This window comes from Enterobacter cloacae complex sp. P14RS, from assembly GCF_014895895.1.
Taxonomy (GTDB): domain Bacteria; phylum Pseudomonadota; class Gammaproteobacteria; order Enterobacterales; family Enterobacteriaceae; genus Enterobacter; species Enterobacter bugandensis.
Window position 1 is genome coordinate 13,965 of the sequence record NZ_JADBQM010000028.1, and the last position, 23,135, is coordinate 37,099.

Here is a 23,135-nt window from a genome sequence, read left to right on the forward strand (position 1 = left end):
TACTATGTCTCGTAATACTGAAGCAACGAGTGATGTAAACACCTGGAGCGGCGGACACCTCAACTATAAAGAGGGTTTTTTCACGCAGCTGCAGACCGACGAGCTGGCGAAAGGCATTAATGAAGATGTGGTGCGCGCCATTTCGGCCAAACGTAACGAGCCCGAGTGGATGCTCGAATTTCGCCTGAGCGCATTCCGCGCCTGGCTGGAGATGGAAGAGCCGCACTGGCTGAAAGCCCACTACGACAAGCTGAACTATCAGGATTACAGCTACTACTCCGCGCCCTCCTGCGGCAGCTGTGACGATACCTGCGCCTCGCAGCCCGGCGCGGTCCAGCAGACCGGTGCCGAGAACAGCTTCCTGAGCAAAGAGGTTGAAGAGGCGTTTAACCAGCTGGGCGTACCCGTGCGCGAGGGGAGAGAGGTGGCGGTAGACGCCATTTTCGACTCCGTCTCGGTGGCGACCACCTACCGTGAAAAGCTGGCCGAACAGGGGATCATTTTCTGCTCCTTTGGCGAAGCCATTCATGACCATCCCGATCTGGTGAAAAAGTACATCGGCACCGTGGTACCGAGCAACGATAACTTCTTCGCCGCGCTGAATGCCGCGGTAGCCTCCGACGGCACCTTTATCTACGTGCCGAAAGGCGTGCGCTGCCCGATGGAGCTCTCCACCTATTTCCGCATCAACGCCGAAAAAACCGGACAGTTTGAACGTACCATTCTGGTAGCGGACGAAGGCAGCTACGTCAGCTATATCGAAGGGTGCTCCGCCCCGGTGCGCGACAGCTACCAGCTGCACGCGGCGGTGGTTGAGGTCATCATTCACAAAGACGCCGAGGTGAAATACTCCACGGTGCAGAACTGGTTCCCCGGCGACGGCAATACCGGCGGTATCCTGAACTTCGTCACCAAGCGTGCGCTGTGCGAAGGTGAAAACAGCAAAATGTCCTGGACGCAGTCGGAAACCGGCTCCGCTATTACCTGGAAATACCCGAGCTGTATTCTGCGCGGGGATAACTCCATCGGTGAGTTTTACTCGGTGGCGCTGACCAGCGGGCATCAGCAGGCCGATACCGGCACCAAGATGATCCACATTGGGAAAAACACCAAATCGACGATTATTTCGAAGGGGATCTCCGCCGGGCATAGCCAGAACAGCTATCGCGGGCTGGTGAAAATCATGCCGACGGCCACCAACGCGCGTAACTTCACCCAGTGTGATTCAATGCTGATCGGTGCCGACTGCGGGGCGCATACCTTCCCGTACGTGGAGTGTCGCAACAACACGGCTCAGCTGGAGCACGAGGCGACCACGTCGCGCATTGGGGAAGATCAGCTCTTCTACTGCCTGCAGCGCGGCGTCAGCGAAGAAGATGCCATTTCGATGATTGTGAACGGCTTCTGTAAGGACGTGTTCTCTGAACTGCCGCTGGAATTCGCCGTTGAAGCACAAAAACTCCTCGCCATTAGTCTTGAACACAGCGTCGGTTAAGGAAAGCACATGTTAAGCATTAAAGATTTACAGGTTAGCGTGGAAGAGAAAGCGATCCTGCGCGGTCTCAATTTTGACGTCAAGCCGGGTGAAGTTCACGCCATCATGGGGCCGAACGGCTCCGGGAAAAGTACGCTTTCAGCGACGCTGGCGGGACGCGAAGATTACGAAGTCACAGGCGGCTCGGTCGAATTTAACGGCAAAGATCTTCTGGAGATGTCGCCGGAAGACCGTGCGGGTGAGGGCATCTTTATGGCCTTCCAGTACCCGGTGGAAATTCCGGGCGTCAGCAACCAGTTTTTCCTCCAGACGGCGCTGAATGCGGTGCGCAAGTATCGCGGCCAGGAGGCGCTGGATCGCTTCGACTTCCAGGATCTAATGGAAGAGAAGATCAAACTGCTGAAAATGCCGGAAGACCTGCTGACCCGCTCGGTCAACGTCGGCTTTTCCGGCGGCGAGAAAAAGCGTAACGATATCCTGCAGATGGCGGTGCTGGAGCCCGAGCTGTGCATTCTGGATGAGACCGACTCCGGTTTGGATATCGACGCCCTGAAGATTGTCGCCGACGGGGTGAATTCCCTGCGCGACGGCAAGCGTTCGTTCATTATCGTCACCCACTACCAGCGCATTCTGGACTACATCAAGCCGGACTACGTCCACGTGCTTTACCAGGGACGTATTGTGAAATCCGGTGATTTTACGCTGGTTAAACAACTGGAGGAGCAGGGCTATGGCTGGCTTACCGAACAGCAGTAATGCGCTCCAGCAGTGGCACCGGCTGTTTGAGGAGCAGGGTAAAACTCGCTCCGAGCAGGCGCAGCAGCACCTGCAGCAGATGCTGCGCCTCGGCCTGCCGACGCGGAAGCATGAGAACTGGAAATACACCCCACTCGACGGCCTGCTGAACGGCGAGTTTGTGACGCGTCTGGCGGAGATTGACCCGGCCCGGCGCGACGCTCTGGCGCTGACGGTGGATGCGGTGCGTCTGGTCTTTGTCGACGGCGTCTGGCGTCCAGAACTGAGTGATGACGCCCGGGATAGCGGGTTCGATATCGTCATTAACGACGACCGCCAGAGCCTGAGCACCCCGGTTCAGCCGGAAGTCTTCCTCCACCTGACCGAGAGCCTGGCCCGCAGCGTGACGCATATTCAGGTCAAGCGTAACCAGCGTCCGGCAAAACCGCTGCTGCTGATGCACATCACACAGGGCGTGGAGGGCGATGAGATCAACACCGCGCACTATCGCCATCACCTTGAGCTGGCGGAGGGGGCGGAGGCCACGGTAATCGAACATTACGTCAGCCTCAACGAGACCCGCCACTTTACCGGGTCGCGGCTGACGATGAACGTTGCCGCCAATGCGCAGCTTCACCATATTAAGCTGGCGTTTGAGAATCCGCAGAGCCATCATTTTGCCCATAACGATCTTCTGCTGGGCCAGGATGCCGCGGCGTACAGCCACAGCTTCCTGCTCGGCGGCGCGGTGCTGCGCCACAACACCAGCACGCAGCTTAACGGTGAAAACACTACGCTGCGCATCAACAGCCTGGCGATGCCGGTAAAGGAAGAAGTGTGCGACACGCGCACCTGGCTTGAGCACAACAAAGGCTACTGCAACAGCCGCCAGCTGCACAAAACCATCGTCAGCGATAAAGGGCGGGCGGTGTTTAACGGCCTGATTAACGTGGCCCAGCACGCCATCAAAACCGACGGGCAGATGACCAACAACAATCTGCTATTAGGGCGCCTTGCTGAGGTGGATACCAAGCCGCAGCTGGAGATCTACGCCGACGATGTAAAATGCAGTCACGGCGCGACGGTCGGTCGGATCGACGACGAGCAGATGTTCTACCTGCGCTCTCGCGGCATCGACCAGCAGGCGGCGCAGAAAATGATCATCTACGCCTTTGCGGCGGAGCTTACGGAAGCGCTGCACGATGGCGTATTGAAGCAGCAGGTGCTGGCCCGCATTGGTCAGCGTCTGCCCGGAGGCGAAGCATGAGTTTTCCCGTAGAGAAAGTGCGGGCCGATTTCCCGGTTCTGACCCGTGAAGTGAACGGCCTGCCGCTGGCCTATCTCGACAGCGCGGCCAGCGCGCAGAAGCCGAATCAGGTGGTGGATGCGGAAGCCGAGTTCTACCGCCACGGCTACGCCGCCGTGCATCGCGGTATTCATACCCTGAGCGCCGAGGCGACCCAGCGCATGGAAAACGTGCGCACGCAAATTGCAGCCTTCCTCAATGCACGCCTGCCGGAAGAGCTGGTATTTGTGCGCGGCACAACCGAGGGGATTAACCTCGTCGCCAACAGCTGGGGCAACGCCCAGGTGCGCGCGGGGGATAACATCATCATCACCCAGATGGAGCACCACGCCAATATTGTGCCGTGGCAGATGCTCTGCGAGCGTGTCGGCGCGCAGCTGCGGGTCGTTCCGTTGAACGACGACGGCACGCTGCAGCTGGAGCAGCTTGACGCCCTGCTGGACGATAAAACGCGGCTGGTGGCGGTCACCCAGGTCTCTAACGTGCTGGGCACCGAAAACCCGGTGACAGAGATTATCGCAAAAGCCCATCAGGCCGGCGCGAAGGTGCTGATTGACGGTGCGCAGGCGGTGATGCACCACGCGGTGGACGTGCAGGCGCTGGACTGTGATTTCTACGTATTCTCCGGGCATAAGCTCTATGGCCCGACCGGGATTGGCGTGCTGTATGTGAAAGAGGACATCCTGCAGGCGATGCCGCCGTGGGAAGGGGGCGGATCGATGATCGCCACCGTCAGCCTGACGGAAGGGACGACCTACGCCCGCGCGCCCTGGCGTTTCGAGGCGGGCACCCCCAACACTGGCGGGATTATCGGCCTGGGGGCGGCGGTGTCTTACGTCTCCGCAATCGGCCTCGACGCCATCCAGGAGTACGAACAGCTGCTGATGCACTACGCGCTGCAGGAGCTTGCCAGCGTGCCGGATCTTACCCTGTATGGCCCGGCTGACCGGCAGGGCGTGATTGCCTTTAACCTGGGGAAACACCACGCCTATGACGTGGGCAGCTTCCTCGATAATTACGGCGTGGCCGTCCGTACCGGCCACCACTGCGCCATGCCGCTGATGGCTTTTTACCAGGTGCCGGCAATGTGCCGCGCATCGCTGGTGATGTATAACACAATGGAAGAGGTCGACAGGCTGGTGGCGGGGCTTAAGCGCATTCACCAGCTGCTGGGCTAAGAAGAGGCAAAAGATGGCGGAACTGCCGGACAGAGACAAATTGCTGCGCAACTTTGGGCGCTGTGCAAACTGGGAAGAGAAGTACCTTTATATCATCGAGCTGGGGCAGCGTCTGCCGCCGCTCGGTGAAGAGGCGCATAACCCGGAAAACATTATTCAGGGCTGCCAGAGCCAGGTGTGGATTGTGATGGAGCAGTCTGACGACGGCACTATCGCCCTGCACGGCGACAGCGATGCGGCCATTGTAAAAGGGCTGATTGCGGTCGTCTTTATTCTTTACCACCGGATGTCGGCGCAGGATATCGTCGCGTTCGATGTCCGCCCGTGGTTTGAAAAAATGGCCCTGACCCAACACCTCACCCCGTCCCGCTCCCAGGGGCTGGAAGCGATGATTCGCGCCATTCGCGCCAAAGCTGCAATCCTTAGCTAGACTTACAGAACAGCATTCATTCTGTTTCGCGAGGTGGTTCCCGCCTCGCTGGTTTTTCAGCTTTCTGGCATCCTGCCAGTGAATAAGGAATCTCAGCATGAAGCGCGCGTCTCTAATAACTCTATTACTCCTCAGTTCGCTCGGTACGTTTAATTCGGCCCGCGCGATGGACTATCCGTTGCCGCCTGCAGGCAGCCGCCTGATTGGGCAAAATCAAACCTACACGATACAGGAAGGGGATAATAAGCTTCAGACTATCGCCCGTCGGTTTAATACGGCGGCGCAGGTGATCCTTGAAACGAACAATACCATTGCGCCAGTAAACCCGGCGCCGGGTACCGTTATCACCATCCCGTCGCAGATGTTGCTGCCGGATACCCCGCGCGAAGGCATTGTGGTTAACCTGGCCGAGCTTCGGCTCTACTACTTCCCGCCGGGAGAAAATATTGTCCAGGTCTTCCCGCTCGGCATCGGACAGCTGGGGCTGGAAACGCCGGTGAGCACCACCCGCGTCAGCCAAAAAATCCCTAATCCAACCTGGACGCCAACGGCGGGCATCAGAGCGCGTTCCCTGGCCCAGGGAATTAAATTGCCACCCGTCGTCCCCGCGGGGCCAAATAACCCGCTGGGGCGCTATGCGCTGCGTCTGGGAATTGGTAATGGGGAATATCTTATTCACGGCACCAGCGCGCCGGACAGCGTAGGTCTGCGCGTCAGTTCCGGCTGTATGCGAATGAACGCCCCGGATATTAAAGCCCTGTTTGAACAGGTGCGGGTCGGCACGCGGGTACAGATCATCAACGAGCCGGTGAAATTCTCGGTTGAGCCGGACGGTAAACGTTATATTGAGGTCCACCGTCCGCTGGCGCAGGTGGAGGGCGAGAACCCGCAGATTTCGCCCATTACCCACTCGGCAGACTTTGCCACCTTTGTTTCTCAGGCCGGAAGCGATAAGGCGTTAATTGATAAAGCCCTGGCGCGCCGTGCCGGGATCCCGGTTGTCGTATCCGCGGGTAGCGGCCCGTCGGCCAGCAATAGCGTGTTGTCAGTGCAGAACAGCCGGGTGTCTGCTGCGGTAGCAGAAGAGGAAGGGGAAAAGGTAACGCAGTAGAAGTTTGACGCAGGCAAAAAAAATGGCGCACAATGTGCGCCATTTTATTAACAGGTACTATTACTTACGGTATTTAGTAGCCTGGTTGTCCAGACGCTGGTTAGCGCGAGCTGCGTCGTCTTTAGCAGCCTGAACGTCGGAACGCATTGCGTTCACGTCGTTGCTCAGCTGGTCAACTTTAGCGTTCAGAGTCTGAACGTCAGAAGACAGCTGATCGATTTTAGCGTTGCTGGAGCAACCAGCCAGCAGAGTAGAACCCAGGATTACCGCGCCCAGTACCAGTTTAGTACGATTCATTATTAATACCCTCTAGATTGAGTTAATCTCCATGTAGCGTTACAAGTATTACACAAACTTTTTTGGGTTGAGAATATTTTTTTGATGGGAATACGCCTATTTTTGATCGTTCGCTCAAAGAAGCATCGAATCAGTGCGTTTTGAGTAAAAAGCTATGTAAAAAAAGGCATTTTTCATCGGATTCATCTTAGATAAATCCCATTTAAATAGAAAAACCCGATTTGCTTTTTGAATGAATTTGGCTAATGCCGGGAATAAAAAAAGCGCCCATTGGGCGCTTTTTATCAAATTTAATTCGTTCGTGAATTATTACAGCACGTGAACGGAGGCAGTATTGGTTGTTCCGCTTGGTACCAGAGCACCAGAAACCATTACAACCACGTCGCCCTTCTGCGCCAGACCGCTTTCCAGAGCCATTGCTTTACCCTGAATGTAGAAATCGTCAGTCGAGGCGATCTCTTTGACCAGGTGCGCAACCACGCCTTTGCTCAGCACCAGCTGACGTGCGGTGGTTTCGTTGGTGGTCAGGGCCAGGATGGTGGCATCCGGGAAGTATTTACGCACTGCGCGCGCAGATTTACCGCCCTGGGTCGCAACAACAATCAGTGGCGCTTCCAGTTTCTCAGCGGTTTCTACCGCACCGCGGCATACTGCTTCAGTGATGCGCAGCTTGCGGCTGTCGTTGTTGAAGTCCAGACGGCTGGTCATCACGCGGTCAGTACGTTCGCAGATGGTCGCCATGATGCCGACCGCTTCCAGAGGGTATTTCCCTTTCGCGGATTCACCGGACAGCATTACTGCATCGGTACCGTCGAGGATGGCGTTCGCCACGTCGCCTGCTTCAGCGCGGGTAGGGCGTGGGTTTTTGATCATGGAGTCCAGCATCTGCGTGGCGGTGATAACCACTTTACGCGCGCGAACACATTTCTCGATCATCATCTTCTGCGCGAAGATCACTTCTTCAACCGGGATTTCAACGCCCAGGTCGCCACGAGCAACCATGATGCCGTCAGACGCTTCGAGGATTTCGTCGAAGTTGTTCAGGCCTTCCTGGTTTTCGATTTTGGAGATGATCTGGATCTTCTCGCCGCCGTGGGCTTTCAGGTGCTCACGAATTTCAACCACGTCGGAACGCTTACGGATGAAGGACGCCGCAACGAAATCAACGCCTTGTTCGCAGCCGAAGATCAGGTCCTGTTTGTCTTTCTCCGCCAGTGCTGGCAGCGCGATAGAAACGCCCGGCAGGTTAACGCCTTTGTTTTCGCCCAGGTCGCCGTTGTTCAGCACTTTACAGATAACCTTGTTACCTTCGATAGCGGTGACTTCCATACCGATCAGACCATCGTCGACCAGCACGGTGTTACCCACGGACAGATCGCTGGTGAAGCCTTCATAGGTGACCGCAACGATTTCGCTGTTACCAATAACGGATTTGTCGGTAGTGAAGGTGAAGGTCTGGCCCGCTTTCAGAGAGACGTCGTTACCGCCTTCCAGTTTGATGGTACGGATTTCCGGACCTTTGGTGTCGAGCAGGATCGCCGCTTTTTTACCGGTCTTGCTCATCACGTTGCGCAAGTTCTGGATGCGCTGACCGTGTTCTGCGTAGTCACCGTGGGAAAAGTTCAGACGCATCACGTTCATGCCGGCGTCCAGCATTTTGCTCAGCATCTCTTCGGATTCGGTTTTCGGGCCGATAGTACAAACAATTTTCGTCTTTTTCATGACAGTCTTAGTCTTTAAGTTGGGAAGGATATGGAAATCTCGCTCCGGGGGCGCACCGCCGCGGAGTCAAACCTGTGTTGCAAAAGAGTATATGACACGCACTAAGGATAGGAGACATCAAATGAGCGTGCAGAAGAAAGTGTGCCTGAGTGACAGCCCAACGAAGGAGAGGAGAAGTTGTACGTTGTTTTTTGTATTCCAAGCGCTGAAACCATTCACCAGGGATTTGGCGCGCATTATACGCTAATTTTAAGATAAAAGGAAAATGGAAACGGTGTTTCAGAATTAATCAATGCCGTTTCACATAATATTGTTATCAAGGCGTTAAGCCATGATGACAACTTTTGGCGGCAGGTGAGCGACCTGCCGCCGTTTGCTTATTTTTGCAGCGCCTGGCTGAGGTCGGCAATCAGGTCTTTCGGATCTTCAATCCCCACCGACAGGCGGATCAGCTGCGGCACAATGCCGTTTGCCAGCCGTTGTTCCAGCGGAATCGAGGCGTGCGTCATGCTGTAAGGCTGGCTCACCAGGCTCTCCACGCCGCCCAGGCTTTCCGCGAGGGTGAACAGCTTCAGGTTGCGAATCACCTCGCTGGCACGCTGCGCGTCACCTTTTACCACGACGGAAATCATGCCACCGGGCAGCGCCATCTGGGTGCGGGCTAGCTGGTACTGCGGATGCGATTCCAGGCCGGGATAGAACACTTTTTCGACCAGAGGATGCTGCGCCAGCCATTGCGCAATCTCCAGCGCGTTGCTGCTGTGCTTTTCTACCCTCAGCGCAAGCGTGCGGATACCGCGTAGGGTCAGGAAGCTGCTGAACGGATCCAGGACGCCACCGACCGCATTTTGCAGATAGCCCAGCTTGTCCGCCAGCGCCGGATTATCTCCCACCACTGCCAGCCCGGCCACCACGTCAGAGTGCCCGTTAAGGTATTTGGTGGCGGAGTGCACCACGATATCGAAACCGGACTCCAGCGGGCGGTGGATCACCGGAGATGCGAAAGTGTTATCCGCCACGCTGATGACGTTATGACGACGGGCGATCGCCGCAATGGCCGCCAGATCCGCCAGCTTCAGCAGCGGGTTGGTCGGCGTTTCGACCCACACCATTCGGGTCTCCGGGCGAATGGCGGCCTCAAGCCCGGCCAGGTCGTCCGGCTTAACCCAGCTGACCCGCAGGCCGGTGCTGCGCTTGCGCACGTTTTCAATCAGGCGGTACGTCCCGCCGTACACGTCATCAATGGCGACGATATGGCTGTCTTTATCCAGCAGCTCGAGCACGGTGGAGATGGCCGCCAGTCCGGATGCAAAGGCGTAGCCGCGCGTGCCGCTTTCCAGTTCGGCGATGGCGGTTTCCAGCGCATGGCGCGTTGGGTTGCCGCTGCGGGAATACTCATAGCCGGTATGCTCGCCGGGTGACGGTTGCGCAAACGTCGACGTGGCGTAAATCGGCGGCATGACGGCGCCGTGCGGGTCGTTGAATGCGCCGCTGTGGACGCTCAGGGTTGCCAGGTTTTTCATCGTTTAATCCTTTATTGCTGTAGACGATTGCGCCACGCGGTCAGGACGTCGCTGCGCGTAATCAGGCCGAGAAAATGGTCATTGTCGTTAATGACGGCCACCAGACCGCGGTCGAAGATGGCGTGCAGGGCGCTCTCCGGGGCACGTTTATCAAGAAATTCCACCTGACGGGTCATGGCCGCCGTGACCGGCAGGGTAAAGCGGTCGCCGTCGCCGCCGATATGCCGCAGCAGATCCCACTCGTCGATAATGCCCACCACCTTGCCATTCTCCAGGACCGGCAACTGAGAGATGTCATATAGGCGCATGCGTGCCAGCACGGTGGAAAGCGTATCGTCCGGCGCGGCGGTGACGGTAGCGCCTTCATCATGGCGCAGGGCAATGTAGTCGGAGAGATCGCCCGCCTGAGGGCGCGTGATGAGCCCCTGCTGTCGCATCCAGTCGTCGTTGAACATCTTCGAGAGATATTTATTGCCGCTGTCGCAGGCAAAGGTCACCACCCGCTTCGGCGTGGTTTGTGCCTGGCAATACTTCAGCGCGGCCGCCAGCAGCGTGCCGCTGGAGGATCCCGCCAGAATGCCTTCCGTTTTCAGCAGCTCGCGCGCGGTGGTGAACGCTTCGCGGTCGGTGATGCGCCAGGCGCGATTCACCCCTTCAATGTGGGCCAGCGGAGGAATAAAGTCTTCGCCAATGCCCTCTACCAGCCAGGAGCCCGCGTCGTGGTAGCGTCCGGTTTCCACCTGGTCAGCGAGAACGGATCCGGCCGGGTCAGCCAGAACAAATTCCGTCTGCGGCGAGTGCTCGGAGAACCACGCCTGCAGGCCGCCCAGCGTGCCGCCTGAGCCGACGCCGACGACGATGGCGTCAATCTTGCCGTCAAGCTGTTCATAGAGTTCCGGCGCCGTGGTGGTGCGGTGCGCCAGCGGGTTGGCCACGTTATTGAACTGGTCGATGTAAAACGCGCCCGGCAACTCGTTAGCCAGACGCTGGGCGTAATCCTGGTAATAGGCGGGATGGCCCTTGTTGACGTCGGAGCGGGTCAGCACCACCTGGGCACCCAGCGCGCGCAGGTGGAAAATCTTCTCGCGGCTCATTTTGTCCGGTACCACCAGGATCAGCGAGTAGCCTTTCTGGGCGGCGATCAGGGCCAGGCCGAGACCGGTATTGCCCGCCGTGGCCTCAATAATCGTGCCGCCCGGCTGCAGCTGGCCGGTACGTTCCGCTTCGTTAATCATCGACAGCGCAACGCGATCCTTAATCGAACCGCCCGGATTTTGGTTTTCCAGCTTCAGAAACAGCGAGCAAGGACCGGTATCAAGCTTGTGCAGCTGGATCAGCGGGGTGCGACCAATCAGTTCGGTGACGGAGTGGTAAATCGTCATGATGTTTTCCTTTCGGGATGTCATGACGGGATGATAGGGCGATGAAATTTTCTCAATAAAGAACCATTCACTGCCGTTTAGAACAGAAAGGAATATAAATACCGTTTTTGGATGTCAGGACAGCAAGACGTAAAGTTGTCTGGATGTGGGGATGGCTATATCGGGATAAAATGCTGCAAAAATGACCGTTTTTTACGCGCGTCCGCCAGCAGATATGCATCCGGCAGATAATCATTGCTGAAATTGGTCTAAATGCTTCCCACCCGGTAAATCCGCTGTTTATTTCCGAAAGTTATAACACATTCTTTTTTGTTCATTTAAAAGCTGATAACGCCTGTTTACTATCGTTTGGACATCCATACTGCTAAACCGCCGAGGGCGGCACGGATAACGAATAAGAATGATTGTACTGAGCAATATTTCGAAGGTTTTTGACAACGGAAAGGTGGCACTCACAGCCGTTGATAACGTCAATTTGACGATAGAGCAGGGACAAATATACGGCATTATCGGTTACAGCGGCGCCGGGAAAAGCACGCTGATTCGTCTGCTGAATGGTCTGGAGAAACCCAGCGCCGGGAGCGTCACCATTAACGGGCAGGATATCTCCGCCGCAAAAGGTGAAGCGCTGCGCCAGGCGCGTCTCAAAATCAGCATGGTGTTTCAGCACTTCAACCTGCTGTGGTCGCGCACGGTGAGTGAGAACATTGCTTTCTCTATGCAAATTGCCGGTGTGCCAAAAGCGAAGATTAAGGCGCGCGTCGCCGAACTGGTGGAGCTGGTTGGCCTGAAGGGACGCGAAAATGCGTATCCGTCGCAGCTGAGCGGCGGGCAAAAGCAGCGCGTGGGGATTGCGCGCGCGCTGGCCAACAACCCCGACGTGCTGCTCTGCGATGAGGCTACGTCCGCGCTCGACCCGCAGACCACCGATCAGATCCTCGATCTGCTGCTGGACATTAACCGCCGCTTCAAACTCACCATCGTGCTGATCACGCACGAGATGCACGTGGTGCGCAAAATCTGCGACCGCGTGGCGGTGATGGAGAACGGCAAAGTGGTGGAAGAGGGCGACGTGCTGAGCGTCTTTACCCATCCGCAGCAGCCGATTACGCAGCAGTTTGTCCGCCAGGTCAGCCAGTACGCCGAGGAAGAGACCTTCAATACTGAACTCGCAAACGATCTGGAAGGCACGGTGATCAGGCTGACCTTTACCGGACACAGCACGCACAAGCCGATTGTCGGGGAACTCACCCTGCGCTACGGCCTGCCGTTTAACATTCTGCACGGAAAAATGACGCAGACCGCCCACGGTGTTTTCGGGCAGCTCTGGGTCCACGTGGCGGCATCCGATGAACAACTGAACAATATCCTCGCCGACCTGCAGCACAGCGATATTGAAGGCGAGGTAATTAAACATGTCTGAGAATCTCTTTCCGCATCTCAAGTGGGATCAGCTCTGGGCTGCAACGCTGGAGACGCTGTACATGACCGCGCTGTCCGGCGTGGCGACCTTTGTTCTGGGCATCGTGCTGGGGCTGGCGCTGTTTTTAACTGCGCGCGGTGGCTTGTTCCACAACCGCACGGTCTACAGCGTCATTTCGATTGTGGTGAACGTGTTCCGCTCTATTCCGTTCATCATTCTCATCGTTCTGCTGATCCCGTTCACCAAGACCGTCGTCGGCACCATCCTTGGCGCTAACGCGGCGCTTCCGGCCCTGATTGTCGGCGCCGCGCCGTTCTACGCGCGTCTGGTGGAGATCGCCCTGCGCGAAGTGGACAAAGGGGTCATTGAAGCAACGCGCTCGATGGGCGCACGACTGAGCACGCTCGTGTTTCGGGTTTTACTGCCGGAATCATCACCTGCACTGGTATCAGGTATTACGGTGACGCTGATTGCGCTGGTGAGCTACAGCGCCATGGCGGGGGTGATTGGCGCCGGCGGTTTAGGAAATCTGGCTTATCTGGAAGGATTCCAGCGCAACCATGGTGACGTCACGCTGGTGGCAACGGTGACCATTTTAATCATCGTTTTCATTATCCAGTTCTGCGGCGATGTCATTACTTCACTGTTAGATAAACGCTAATAAATACACACAGGAACCACATCATGAAAAAGACACTGACACTGATCGCCGCCGCAACCCTGAGCGCCCTGAGCTTCGCCTCCTGGGCCGACACCCTGACCGTGGGGGCATCCAACACGCCGCACGCCGAAATTCTGGAGCAGGCCAAGCCGATTCTGGCGAAGCAGGGTATCGACCTGGAGATTAAACCGTTCCAGGACTACATTCTGCCGAACACTGCGCTGGCGGGTCATGACATCGACGCGAACTATTTCCAGCACATTCCTTACCTGAACAGCGTGCTGAAAGATCATGCGGGCGATAAAGACTACGATTTTGTCAGTGCGGGCGCGATCCACATTGAGCCAATCGGCATCTACTCAAAAAAATACAAATCCCTGAAGGATCTGCCGGAAGGCGGCAAGATCATCATGCGTGATGCGGTTTCCGAGGAAGGCCGTATTCTCTCCATCTTCGAAAAAGAGGGCGTGATCAAGCTGAAGCCGGGCATCGACAAAGTGACGGCGCGCATCAGCGATATCGTTGAGAACCCGAAAAAACTGAAGTTCACGCCGAACGTGGAAGCGTCCCTGCTGCCGCAGATGTATAACAACGACGAAGGCGACGCGGTGGTGATTAACGCCAACTATGCGATAGACGCCGGTCTGGATCCGGTTCACGACCCGATTGCGGTAGAGAGCGGTGAAAACAACCCGTACGCCAACATCATTACCGTGCATCGCGGTGACGAGAAGAAGAAAGACATCGTCGCGCTGGTGAACGTGCTGCACTCCAAAGAGATTCAGGACTGGATCCGCACCAAATACAAAGGCGCGGTCATTCCAGTAAACAACTAATTATTTGATTTTCCAGATGAAGCCCGGCGAGATCCTCGCCGGGCTTCTTTTTTGTATCCGGCGGGAGAATCATTTAAGCTCAACGTTTAACAGGCAATGGAGTGATGACGATGGGTAACGTGACCAAAGATGAAGCGCTGTACCAGGAGATGTGCCGGGTGGTCGGAAAGGTGGTGCTGGAGATGCGTGATTTAGGGCAGGAGCCGAAGCATATTGTCATTGCGGGCGTGCTGCGCACGGCGCTGGCGAACCAGCGCATCAAGCGCAGCGCACTGACAACCGAAGCGATGGAAACGGTGGTTAAGGCGCTGGCCGGCTAACGCGCCAGCGTTTCGCGACCTGTTCAAGCGAGCAGCAGAGCAAGTAATAGACCGCACCCGTAAAGATAAAGATGGCCGCCGGGTAGATTTGCACCCGGTTATTGACCTGTCCCGCCACCGTGGTCAGCTCCGGGACGTTGACGATGAATGCCAGCGACGTATCCTTCAGCAGGCTGATAAAAATTCCCACCAGCGACGGCAAAATATTTCTCAGCGTCTGCGGCAGCAGCACGCGCCACAGGGTTTGCTGCGTGCTGAACCCCTGAGACAGCGCGGCCTCGTTTTGACCCGCTGGGAGCGCCCTGAGCCCGGCAAAAACCGAATGCATCACCGATGCCGCCGTAAACCAGGCCAGCGCCAGCGTCACGGTCAGCGCCCCCGGCAGATCCCCTCCGGTGATCAGCGGCAACAGATACCACATCCAGAAAATCACAAAAATCAGGGGAATACCGCGAATCAACTCCGCCCACAGAAAAAGCCCCCTGCGCACCAGCCCAGGATAGCGCCAGGCGAGGCACGCCAGCGTCACGCCGCCGGGAAGCGCAAGCAGGGCGGCCCCTGCGGCCATCAGCAGCGAAAGCAGTACGCCGCCGGGTTCACCCGCTGCCGTTCGTCCCCACAGCAGATAATCCAGGTTTTCGACAATAACGTTAAATCCTGTAACCATCTTTTTTCCTCCCTGAATGCGGACCGACGCGCACCAGCACCATCCCCATGACAATGCCGGTAAGCAAATAGAGCACCGTACCGACGATAAACGCCTCCATGGCGTGTGCGTTGTAACTTTCAATCTGCCGGACCTGGTAGATTAGCTCAGCGAAGCCAATCCCGCTGGCGAGCGAGGAGAGCTTCATCAAATTGAGGTACTGGCCGACAACGGGCTGCCAGGCGTTGGCGAGCCCCTGCGGCAGAAGGATGTAGCGAAATAAACGCCACGAGGAGAACCCTTGCGCCAGCGCCGCTTCCTGCTGTCCGGCAGGAACAGAACGCAGTCCCGATGCCGCTTCCTCAATTAAAAACGCCGAAGTAAAAACGCCCAGCCCCCAGGCAGAACATAAAAACTCAGGGGTAAACCACCAGACGTCGCCGGGCAGAATTGACCAGCTGTGATCCGCATTCACCGCGTCTCGAAAGCCCTGCGGTAACCCGTTCCAGGCGGCGAAATACCAGAACAGCAGCTGGACCAACAGCGGCGTATTGCGAAACAGCGATACCCAGCCGCTGACGACCGCATTCCCGATGCGTCCACCGGAAAGACGCAGGAGCAAAAAGAACGGTGCAAGCAGGCTGGCGATCAGGCCCCCCGCCAGCGTCACCCACAGGGTGGTGAGAAATCCGGAGAGTATCCACTGCAGAGGCTGTCCGGCCAGCACGCCCTGCCAGTCGAGGGCGGGCATCAGAGGTGCTCCTGGTGCAGCGGGTTCAGCACTTTTTGCAGGAAACGCTGCGCCCGGGGATGCGACGGTTGACTGAAAAATTGCCCCGGCGGCGCGGTTTCAAGAATCTGCCCGCCGTCGATAAAGACAATCCGGTCGGCAATTTCCCGGGCGAACTGCATCTCATGAGTCACGACAATCATGGTGATCCCGCTATGGGCAAGGGCTTTCATGACGAATAACACTTCGCCAATCATCTCCGGATCGAGCGCCGACGTCGGCTCGTCGAAGAGGATGATCTGCGGCGACGAGGCCAGGGCGCGGGCAATCGCCACGCGCTGCTGCTGGCCGCCGGAAAGCTCAGCGGGGAGGTGGTGAGCCTTTTCCTGCATTCCGACCTTCTCCAGCAGTGCCAGCGCGCGCTCCTGAGCTGGCTGCGGCTTCCAGCCGTGCACATGCTCCAGTGCGAGGGTGATGTTCTGGCTGGCGGTGAGGTGGGCATACAGATTGAACTGCTGAAACACAAATCCAACGCGGCTGCGCAGCTGACGCAGCCTGCTGCCGGAAAGCTGCCCGGTCGGCTTGCTGTCGACCAGGATTTCCCCGCCGCTCAGGGTTTCAAGCTGATTGATAAGACGGATCAGCGTTGATTTACCCGAACCGGAAGGGCCGAGAATAGCAACCACTTCACCGGGCGTGATGGTGAGGTTAATGTCGCGTAAAACCTGATGGTCGCCGTAGCGTTTGTCCACGTGACGAAACTCAACGCTGGCCTGTTCCAGATGTGAAAAATCCGCGGCACCGGCCGCGGAGTGGGAAAATAAACCTGAGAGCATAATTACCTGGCTTCTATTTTAAAGGCGCGAGGCTGTGGAGCGGGCGTATTTGGGCCAAACCAGACGTCATAGATTTTTGCCGCCTGACCGTTCTTCTCGAGATTAACCAGCTCATCGTTGACGGCTTTCAGCAGCGCCGTTTCACCTTTCTTCACCCCGACGCCAATTTCTTCTTTACTGAGCAGATCGGGCAGGATTTTGAAGTTCGCTTTATCCGGAGCCTGTGCCAGCAGGCCTGCAAGAATTGTGCTGTCCTGGGTAATGGCCTGCACGTTGCCGTTGCGCAGCGCCGTCAGCGCCAGAGGAATGTCGTCATAAGCCAGCACGCGGGACTGCGGGAAACGCTGGTGGAGCGCCTGTTCACCCGTGGTGCCTTTGACCGCGCCAATGCGCGCCCGGCTGTATTCATCCAGCTTATCGGGCGATTTGGCGGGAACCAGGAACTGTTGTCCGGTCACGAAATAGGGGGTGGAGAAATCAATCACCTGCGCGCGTTCCGGGGTGATGGTGATATCCGCTACGATCAGGTCTGCTTTACCGGACTGAAGCAGCGGAATTCGGTTGGCCGGATTGGTGGCAACCAGTTCAAGCTTCACGCCGAGTGATTTTGCCAGTGCTTTGGCAAAGTCCACGTCGTAACCCACGATCTCGTGCGTTTTTGCATCAATTGAGCCAAACGGTGGGTTGGCGTCAAACGTGGCGACTTTCACCACCCCCGCGGCCTTAATATCCTCCAGCCGATCGGCCAGCGCCTGCGCTGAAAACAGGCTCCCGGCGGCCAGTAATCCCAGAACTGCCGTCCCTTTTTTAAACCTTTTCATCTTTGCTGCCATAGTCATCGTTCGTCCCGTTGTTTTTGTTTTGCACCGTTACGCTCCCATAAGCAAAAGCTATCGCCAAATAAGAAAATGTTCTTTGCTCTATACAAAAAAGCATTATTGAACAGTGTGTTACCGGCAGGTAAATGTAAGGAGCTATTTGCACGTCCTGCACATTGACTGCCGGAATTGATATTTCCGCGGCCAGGAAACGCGTGCTTAACTCAGGGCTGGTGAAGCGAGAGGGGTAAAGGCAATGAAAAAATGGATCGGCACGCTACGGCGGTTTTTTGCGACCCGGCCAGCGAATGCGGAGAACAGCGCGCAGCGTGTTCTGGAGTCAATACTGCCTGTTGCCAGCCTGTATGGCGTGGACGTCGCTAACATCGACCCGGAGTGGTTCCATGATAAAACGTCACGCTGAACTTCGCCGCACGCGCGAAACGTACTGGAATGAGCTGTGCGTGATCCGTGTAAAGCAGGGATGAACGGAAAAATACGCGGGCAAATCCTCGGTAAACCCTGGCCGTTTTGATACCAATATCTCCTTTCTCAGAAGGAGATGATAATGAAACGGACAGTATTAACCCCGGCACTTTCTGCCACCGCACTACTGATTGCCATGCAGGCGGCGCACGCTGCGCCACAGGCGCACGTCGTCTGCGGTTACTCCCACACGCTCGGCGACGATGCCATTATGATGCACGGCATGCCCAACGAGGCCATGCTGCACGATTTTTTTGGCAACGTGCAAACGGATGCCTTCTCCAGCCGTGAATCGCTGCGTAAAGATGAAAAGACCACCTGCGATAACAAAGCAGACAGCTCGGCCTACTGGGCACCCTCTCTGAAATTGCCTGACGGAACGGTGGTCAAACCCGCCTATCAAAAAACCTATTATCAGGCATCGAACGTCGACACCTGGCCGCTGCACCCGTTCCCGGCGGGGCTGTCGCTGCTGGCGGGCGATCATCACGGCACCGCGCCGAATCCACATATCACCTTCCTGTGCGCTAACGGCAAGGGCTACACCACCAAAACGGGTGAGGTCTGCGGCTTACGCAAGGCGAACGATGCCGTGCAGTTTAATATCGGCATTCAGTTTCCGAACTGCTGGGACGGGGTAAATCTTAAGCCCGCTCACGGTCTGGCCAACGCCACCTACGACACCAAAGGGCAGTGCCCGTCCGACTTCCCGGTGAAAATTCCCACTGTGAACATGAACATTGCGTACGTGCTCCCGACGATTAGCTCGCTCGATACCAGCAAAGCGCAGCTTTCTCTCGACCCCATCATGCACGGCAACGAGCGTGAAGAGCGGTGGGGGAGCCTGTATACGGCGCATGCTGATTTTATGAACGGCTGGACGGAAGACGCCGCGCGCTTTATGACCGACCTGTGCATGAACCGCGGTCTGGACTGCGGCACCACCGTTCCGTATGGTTATTCAAAAGCGAAGGCCAACGTCTGGCTCAGCAGCCTGGAGCCCGCGCTTACCCAGCCAGAGCCCCAGGTCCTGCTGGTGCAGGATAACTGGCAGAACGGCGGGCGCACCAAAAACAGCGAAACGCTGTCGCTGGTGAAGTTTCACATTCCCCCGCTGCCTGCCGGACAGGATCCTTCGCAGTTTAAATACCGCGTGCGGATTTATGGCGGGAAAGTGGAAACCAACGGCGCGGATCAAATTTTCTTCTATCCGGCAAGCAACGACTGGGATCCGGCCAGCGTGAGCTGGCAGTCGCGGCCAGCCTGTAACTACCGCTCGGATGCGGTGCTTTACCTTAACCACTCCCGCGAATACCGGATGGTGGATGTGGATAAAGCGGTGCGCAAGGCGCTGGCAGAAGGGAAAACCGAGATTTCGTGGTACATCGGCGGCGATCGTCAGGGAAATCACTACCAGTTTGAGACGGCGTCTTCCCCGCAAAGCCTGATCCTGATGCTGACCAGCTTTAGCAAAACGCCTGAGATCTGATTACGCCCGCGTTTTTTTGTTCTCAGCAACGTTAACTGGTAATGTCGACAGCCTGAAAAATGAGAAGGGCATTCTGGTTACCCTGACCGTACTGCTGGAAGGGTGCAGTAATAAAGAGGTGGCTGCACGCCTAAATCTTTCCCCGAGAACCGTGGAAGCGCACCGTGCGGCGGCCATTGACGGGCTGAAAAAGTAAGATAAAAAAGCACCGGTTTACCGGTGCTTTTTTTATCAAATCTTGCAGGCATCACCGCAGTCGTCGTCGGCAACAATCGCCTGCGCTTTTTTATCCGCGTCGTCCAGACGTTCCGCGTTACGCTCTTCCGCTTCATCCAGACCGTTAAAAACTAAGTTATCGAGATCAATTTCCATGTTGCACCTGCTCTGTTCGGTTTTTGATACTGGCACAGTATAGGGTAAAAAACGTCGGCAATGTACCTCGCAGCACATAAGGATAATCCCTGCCATACTCAGTGCTTTATCACCGAGGAGCGCTCATGATTACACTCTGTAAAACCTGCGGTACCTCCTATGATGGAAAGCCGGAGAGATGTCCGATTTGCGAGGATGAACGCCAGTATGTCCCGGTCAGCGGTCAGGCGTGGATTGATTACGCGACGGTGACGGCCACGCACGTGAATAAATGGCAGCAGCTGGAGCCCGCGCTGTTCAGTATCAAAACGGTTCCCGCTTTTGCGATTAACCAGAGGGCGCTCCTTCTGCGCACCCCGCACGGCAATATTCTTTGGGACTGCATTGCCAACCTTGATCCCGCAACCCAAACGCTCATCACCGCGCTCGGTGGCCTTCACGCCATTGCGATTTCGCATCCGCACTATTACACCACGATGCAGGAGTGGGCCGCGGCTTTCGGTGCGCCAGTCTACCTGCACGCCAGCGACCGCGAATGGGTGATGCGCAACAGCCCGGCGATTCATTTCTGGGAGGGGGAGGCGCTGGAGATTTGGCCGTCCGTCACGTTGCTACGTCTCGGCGGCCATTTTGCGGGCGGAACGGTACTGCACTGGCAGGAGGGCGAGGGCGTTTTGCTGGCGGGGGATATTTTGCAGGTCACCCCGGGGAAAGATGCGGTGTCGTTTATGTGGAGCTACCCGAATATGCTCCCGCTGCCTGCCCGTACGGTTGAGAACATTACCCGGCGCCTGGCGGGAAAATCGTTCGCTCGTCTTTACGGCGCGTTCGAAGGGCAAAACATCCCGGCGAACGCCGACAACATCGTGCAGCGGTCGGGCCAGAAATATATTGCTTGTCTCAGGTAAAGTACGGTGGGTAAACTTTACGAGTGTGATCGCGATCATACCTAAACGAAAACAGATTAAAGAGAAATTGCTATGCAACATATCATTGAAGGTTTTCTCAGCTTTCAAAAAGAGATTTTCCCGCAACGTAAAGAGCTCTTTCGCAGTTTAGCGTCCAGCCAGAATCCCAAAGCGCTGTTCATCTCCTGCTCCGACAGCCGTCTGGTTCCTGAACTGGTCACCCAGCAAGAGCCGGGACAGCTTTTTGTCATTCGTAATGCTGGCAACATTGTCCCGCCTTTCGGGCCGGAGCCGGGCGGCGTATCTGCAACTATCGAGTACGCGGTGGTGGCGCTGGGCGTGACGGATATCGTGATCTGCGGCCACTCCAACTGCGGCGCGATGAAAGCGATTGCCGATAACGCCAATCTGGAGCCAATGCCAGCCGTATCGCACTGGCTGCGCTATTCCGACGCGGCGAAAGCCGTGGTAGAGAAGAAAAGCTGGGACAAGCCTATCGATAAAGTGAATGCGATGGTGCAGGAGAACGTGTTTGCGCAGCTGAGCAACATCAAGACCCATCCGTCCGTCGCGGTGGGCCTGCGTAATAACTCGCTTCGTCTGCACGGTTGGGTGTATGACATTGAAAGCGGCAAAATCCTTGCCCTGGATAAGAACACCAAAACGTTCGTATCGCTGTCGGAAAACCCGGAGGTCTTCTTCGAGTAATCACCGATAGCAGGGCATGGAAGCCCTGTCAGTTCTCCACGTACGGTAACCGACGCCGTCTCCCCGAGGCAGGTTTTTCAGCCGCCTTCGCCATCGCCTCTGCAATCTCCGCACACTCCGCCAGCCCCTGAACGAAGGGACTATCGTGCATCAGCCACGGTATCGCACCGAAAGCAATGCGCCCGCGAACCGTTTCAGGCGCTTTAAGCGTGTAATCCTCGCCAACGTCGGGTATCTCGTCGCCCGTCTCTGCCAGCTGTTTACGCAGCGTCGGGAAAGGCAAATCCTTTGTTTTGAGCGGCTTTTGTCCGCGCGCGTCAATAAACACGTCGAAACGATAAACGCTCTCTTTGGTGGTAATTACCGTCCGATCGCTGCCAGCATCGAGCGTGTAATCATCGCCGAGCGCCGCCACGCTAATGATGCCGGCCTCGCGAAGCGCAAGCAGCCTTCGGATAGACTGCGGCGGGATGGCGGCATAGTTGTCGATAAACACGCGGGCGAGGCCCTGCTTAAAGCGCTCTCTGTCCTCTTCGTTGAGGTGGGGCACAATCTCCTGAACCACCTCATGCAGTCGAAGGACGGTATAGCGCCAGGCCACGGTGCGCCGTTCGCGTTTGTTGCGTTCAACCTCGCTGAGGTTCTCCTCCGCCCAGGTAAAGGGCCCGTGCCGTTTACGGTCCTCAAACCATGCCTCACGAAGACTGTCGGCATCCTGGTTACGCAGAGAAATTTTCTCGCACCACGCCGGGTCGGCGAGCTCGAGCTCTTTCACCATCAGGGAAAATATGCGGTCAAGCAGGCCGTTCGATCCTTTGGCTATCTCGTGTTCAACCATGAATTCGGTCAATACCGACAGCGGTTCGTAAGGGATTGGACAGTAAAAATCGGCTTCCGGCAGAATGCCCGTGCGGGACATCAGCGTAATGTTTAACCCTTCGCTGCCCTTGTCGAGGAGGAATTTACCGTCACGAAACTCACCGTGCTGCATTACCACCGCCATAGCCGCGTCCAGACCGCTCAACGACGTTCCCATAATGCCCACGCGGCAAGGGGGAATGCTGGCGTCCATCAACCCCGACCACGGGCTGGGGAAGAACGTGCGCGTAGCTTCCTCCTCATCTGGCCAGACGTGGCCGGTGGCGATAACCGCCAGGTCGAACCGATCGGGCAAAGTGGTGTCGTTGACGGAAAGCGTTACGCCGGTTGTCGAGGGGATGATGTCCGTTACCTTCGCGGATTCATGGACCGTAACCTGGAACCCCAGCTTTTTTGCCTCTTTCACGATTGAACGCAAGCTGTCGCGAAAATACTCTCCCAACAGGAGTCTGGGCAGGAACTGCCGGTCATGCAGGCTGGCTTTATCAACCTTAAAGCGCGCCAGATGGGCGTCGCTCTGTTCCTTGAGCCAGTCGAGGTAGGTCATAAAAATGGGCGGGATTTCTATGCTCGCAATGTTCGCCAGCATCAGCCGGGAATTATCGTCGTCGTTATAGGGCATGCCCACGCCGGCTTCATCGGCCTGTTCGAAGACGGATACGGAGAGCGGGGTGCTGTTATTAAGCAGATGATAAAAGGTGTAAATCCCTGTGGGGCCGGAGCCGATAATCGCGATATTCTTCATTGACGCGCTTCCTGTATTTATTCCATAAGAAAAGCGTAGCAGGAGAATAATGATGAAAATAAGCGATTAAGAAAATTCAGGGTAAAAGGAGAGAATTTG

25 protein-coding genes are annotated in these 23,135 nt (G+C 56.6%); 15 read left to right on the top strand and 10 right to left on the bottom strand.

What is annotated here, in order from left to right:
• The first annotated feature begins 4 nt into the window (after positions 1-4).
• From sufB to IM295_RS21515, 6 genes are all read left to right on the top strand, one after another.
• Positions 5-1,495 carry a Fe-S cluster assembly protein SufB gene (gene sufB, locus IM295_RS21490; RefSeq protein WP_193067300.1) on the top strand — a complete coding sequence of 497 codons (1,491 nt, stop codon included), beginning with the start codon at positions 5-7 and terminating at the stop codon, positions 1,493-1,495.
• 9 nt (positions 1,496-1,504) lie between these two features.
• Positions 1,505-2,251, top strand: a complete 747-nt coding sequence (gene sufC / locus IM295_RS21495; RefSeq protein WP_041910384.1) for a Fe-S cluster assembly ATPase SufC — start codon at positions 1,505-1,507, stop codon at positions 2,249-2,251.
• On the top strand, positions 2,226-3,497 hold the full coding sequence (sufD, locus tag IM295_RS21500; protein ID WP_193067301.1) for a Fe-S cluster assembly protein SufD: 1,272 nt from the start codon (positions 2,226-2,228) through the stop codon (positions 3,495-3,497). Before sufC ends, sufD begins: the two co-directional genes overlap by 26 nt.
• Positions 3,494-4,714, top strand: coding sequence for a cysteine desulfurase SufS (gene sufS / locus IM295_RS21505; protein WP_028012868.1), 1,221 nt, complete (start codon positions 3,494-3,496; stop codon positions 4,712-4,714). Before sufD ends, sufS begins: the two co-directional genes overlap by 4 nt.
• 13 nt (positions 4,715-4,727) lie before the next feature.
• Positions 4,728-5,144, top strand: coding sequence for a cysteine desulfuration protein SufE (gene sufE / locus IM295_RS21510; RefSeq protein WP_028012869.1), 417 nt, complete (start codon positions 4,728-4,730; stop codon positions 5,142-5,144).
• Positions 5,145-5,241: 97 nt separating this feature from the next.
• Positions 5,242-6,255: a L,D-transpeptidase family protein gene (locus tag IM295_RS21515; RefSeq protein ID WP_028012870.1), complete on the top strand. Its 1,014-nt coding sequence runs from the start codon at positions 5,242-5,244 to the stop codon at positions 6,253-6,255.
• A 60-nt stretch (positions 6,256-6,315) separates the two neighbouring features.
• Here IM295_RS21515 and lpp read toward each other — a convergent pair whose 3' ends face one another.
• From lpp to IM295_RS21535, 4 genes are all read right to left on the bottom strand, one after another.
• Positions 6,316-6,552, bottom strand: a complete 237-nt coding sequence (lpp, locus tag IM295_RS21520; RefSeq protein WP_001082307.1) for a murein lipoprotein Lpp — start codon at positions 6,550-6,552, stop codon at positions 6,316-6,318.
• A 309-nt stretch (positions 6,553-6,861) separates the two neighbouring features.
• Complete coding sequence (gene pykF, locus IM295_RS21525) at positions 6,862-8,274, bottom strand: pyruvate kinase PykF (protein WP_049000817.1); 1,413 nt, start codon at positions 8,272-8,274, stop codon at positions 6,862-6,864.
• A gap of 377 nt (positions 8,275-8,651) precedes the next feature.
• Entirely contained in the window at positions 8,652-9,797 is a 1,146-nt protein-coding gene (locus tag IM295_RS21530) for a PLP-dependent aspartate aminotransferase family protein (protein WP_193067302.1), read from the bottom strand.
• An 11-nt stretch (positions 9,798-9,808) separates the two neighbouring features.
• Positions 9,809-11,179, bottom strand: a complete 1,371-nt coding sequence (locus IM295_RS21535) for a cystathionine beta-synthase (RefSeq protein ID WP_193067303.1) — start codon at positions 11,177-11,179, stop codon at positions 9,809-9,811.
• A gap of 400 nt (positions 11,180-11,579) precedes the next feature.
• On the opposite strand from IM295_RS21535, the gene IM295_RS21540 reads away from it, so the two are divergent.
• The 4 genes from IM295_RS21540 (at position 11,580) to fumD (ending at position 14,419) form a co-directional block, all read left to right on the top strand.
• Positions 11,580-12,602 (top strand): methionine ABC transporter ATP-binding protein, encoded by a 1,023-nt coding sequence (locus IM295_RS21540; RefSeq protein ID WP_047365404.1) that lies wholly within the window; start codon positions 11,580-11,582, stop codon positions 12,600-12,602.
• A complete protein-coding gene (locus tag IM295_RS21545; RefSeq protein WP_028012874.1) occupies positions 12,595-13,263 on the top strand; it encodes a methionine ABC transporter permease in 669 nt (222 codons plus the stop codon). Before IM295_RS21540 ends, IM295_RS21545 begins: the two co-directional genes overlap by 8 nt.
• A gap of 23 nt (positions 13,264-13,286) precedes the next feature.
• Positions 13,287-14,099 carry a MetQ/NlpA family ABC transporter substrate-binding protein gene (locus tag IM295_RS21550; protein WP_028012875.1) on the top strand — a complete coding sequence of 271 codons (813 nt, stop codon included), beginning with the start codon at positions 13,287-13,289 and terminating at the stop codon, positions 14,097-14,099.
• Between the two features lie 110 nt (positions 14,100-14,209).
• On the top strand, positions 14,210-14,419 hold the full coding sequence (fumD, locus tag IM295_RS21555; RefSeq protein WP_028012876.1) for a fumarate hydratase FumD: 210 nt from the start codon (positions 14,210-14,212) through the stop codon (positions 14,417-14,419).
• On the opposite strand, the gene IM295_RS21560 is transcribed toward fumD, so the two are convergent.
• The 4 genes from IM295_RS21560 to IM295_RS21575 are packed head-to-tail and all read right to left on the bottom strand — an operon-like array spanning position 14,400 to position 17,464.
• Positions 14,400-15,086, bottom strand: coding sequence for an amino acid ABC transporter permease (locus IM295_RS21560; protein WP_028012877.1), 687 nt, complete (start codon positions 15,084-15,086; stop codon positions 14,400-14,402). The genes fumD and IM295_RS21560 overlap by 20 nt on opposite strands.
• Positions 15,070-15,816 carry an amino acid ABC transporter permease gene (locus tag IM295_RS21565; RefSeq protein ID WP_193067304.1) on the bottom strand — a complete coding sequence of 249 codons (747 nt, stop codon included), beginning with the start codon at positions 15,814-15,816 and terminating at the stop codon, positions 15,070-15,072. The genes IM295_RS21560 and IM295_RS21565 overlap by 17 nt, the downstream gene beginning before the upstream one ends.
• The gene (locus tag IM295_RS21570; protein WP_045261541.1) at positions 15,816-16,631 is read right to left on the bottom strand and encodes an amino acid ABC transporter ATP-binding protein; all 816 of its coding nucleotides are present in this window, start codon (positions 16,629-16,631) and stop codon (positions 15,816-15,818) included. The genes IM295_RS21565 and IM295_RS21570 overlap by 1 nt, the downstream gene beginning before the upstream one ends.
• 2 nt (positions 16,632-16,633) lie before the next feature.
• A complete protein-coding gene (locus IM295_RS21575; protein WP_071993779.1) occupies positions 16,634-17,464 on the bottom strand; it encodes an ABC transporter substrate-binding protein in 831 nt (276 codons plus the stop codon).
• Positions 17,465-17,705: 241 nt separating this feature from the next.
• On the opposite strand from IM295_RS21575, the gene IM295_RS21580 reads away from it, so the two are divergent.
• The 3 genes from IM295_RS21580 (at position 17,706) to IM295_RS23165 (ending at position 19,620) form a co-directional block, all read left to right on the top strand.
• On the top strand, positions 17,706-17,873 hold the full coding sequence (locus IM295_RS21580) for a hypothetical protein (RefSeq protein WP_032644868.1): 168 nt from the start codon (positions 17,706-17,708) through the stop codon (positions 17,871-17,873).
• Positions 17,874-18,017: 144 nt separating this feature from the next.
• Positions 18,018-19,424, top strand: a complete 1,407-nt coding sequence (locus IM295_RS21585) for a DUF1996 domain-containing protein (protein ID WP_193067305.1) — start codon at positions 18,018-18,020, stop codon at positions 19,422-19,424.
• A 16-nt stretch (positions 19,425-19,440) separates the two neighbouring features.
• Positions 19,441-19,620 (top strand): LuxR C-terminal-related transcriptional regulator, encoded by a 180-nt coding sequence (locus IM295_RS23165; RefSeq protein WP_049000831.1) that lies wholly within the window; start codon positions 19,441-19,443, stop codon positions 19,618-19,620.
• Positions 19,621-19,655: 35 nt separating this feature from the next.
• Here IM295_RS23165 and IM295_RS21595 read toward each other — a convergent pair whose 3' ends face one another.
• Complete coding sequence (locus IM295_RS21595; protein ID WP_003857665.1) at positions 19,656-19,796, bottom strand: hypothetical protein; 141 nt, start codon at positions 19,794-19,796, stop codon at positions 19,656-19,658.
• Between the two features lie 125 nt (positions 19,797-19,921).
• Here IM295_RS21595 and IM295_RS21600 point away from each other — a divergent pair, with 125 nt between their 5' ends.
• Positions 19,922-20,704, top strand: coding sequence for an MBL fold metallo-hydrolase (locus IM295_RS21600; protein ID WP_192986035.1), 783 nt, complete (start codon positions 19,922-19,924; stop codon positions 20,702-20,704).
• 72 nt (positions 20,705-20,776) lie between these two features.
• Positions 20,777-21,412: a carbonic anhydrase gene (locus IM295_RS21605; RefSeq protein WP_028012884.1), complete on the top strand. Its 636-nt coding sequence runs from the start codon at positions 20,777-20,779 to the stop codon at positions 21,410-21,412.
• 28 nt (positions 21,413-21,440) lie between these two features.
• On the opposite strand, the gene IM295_RS21610 is transcribed toward IM295_RS21605, so the two are convergent.
• Positions 21,441-23,036, bottom strand: coding sequence for an FAD-NAD(P)-binding protein (locus IM295_RS21610; protein WP_193067306.1), 1,596 nt, complete (start codon positions 23,034-23,036; stop codon positions 21,441-21,443).
• Between the last annotated feature and the right edge of the window lie 99 nt (positions 23,037-23,135).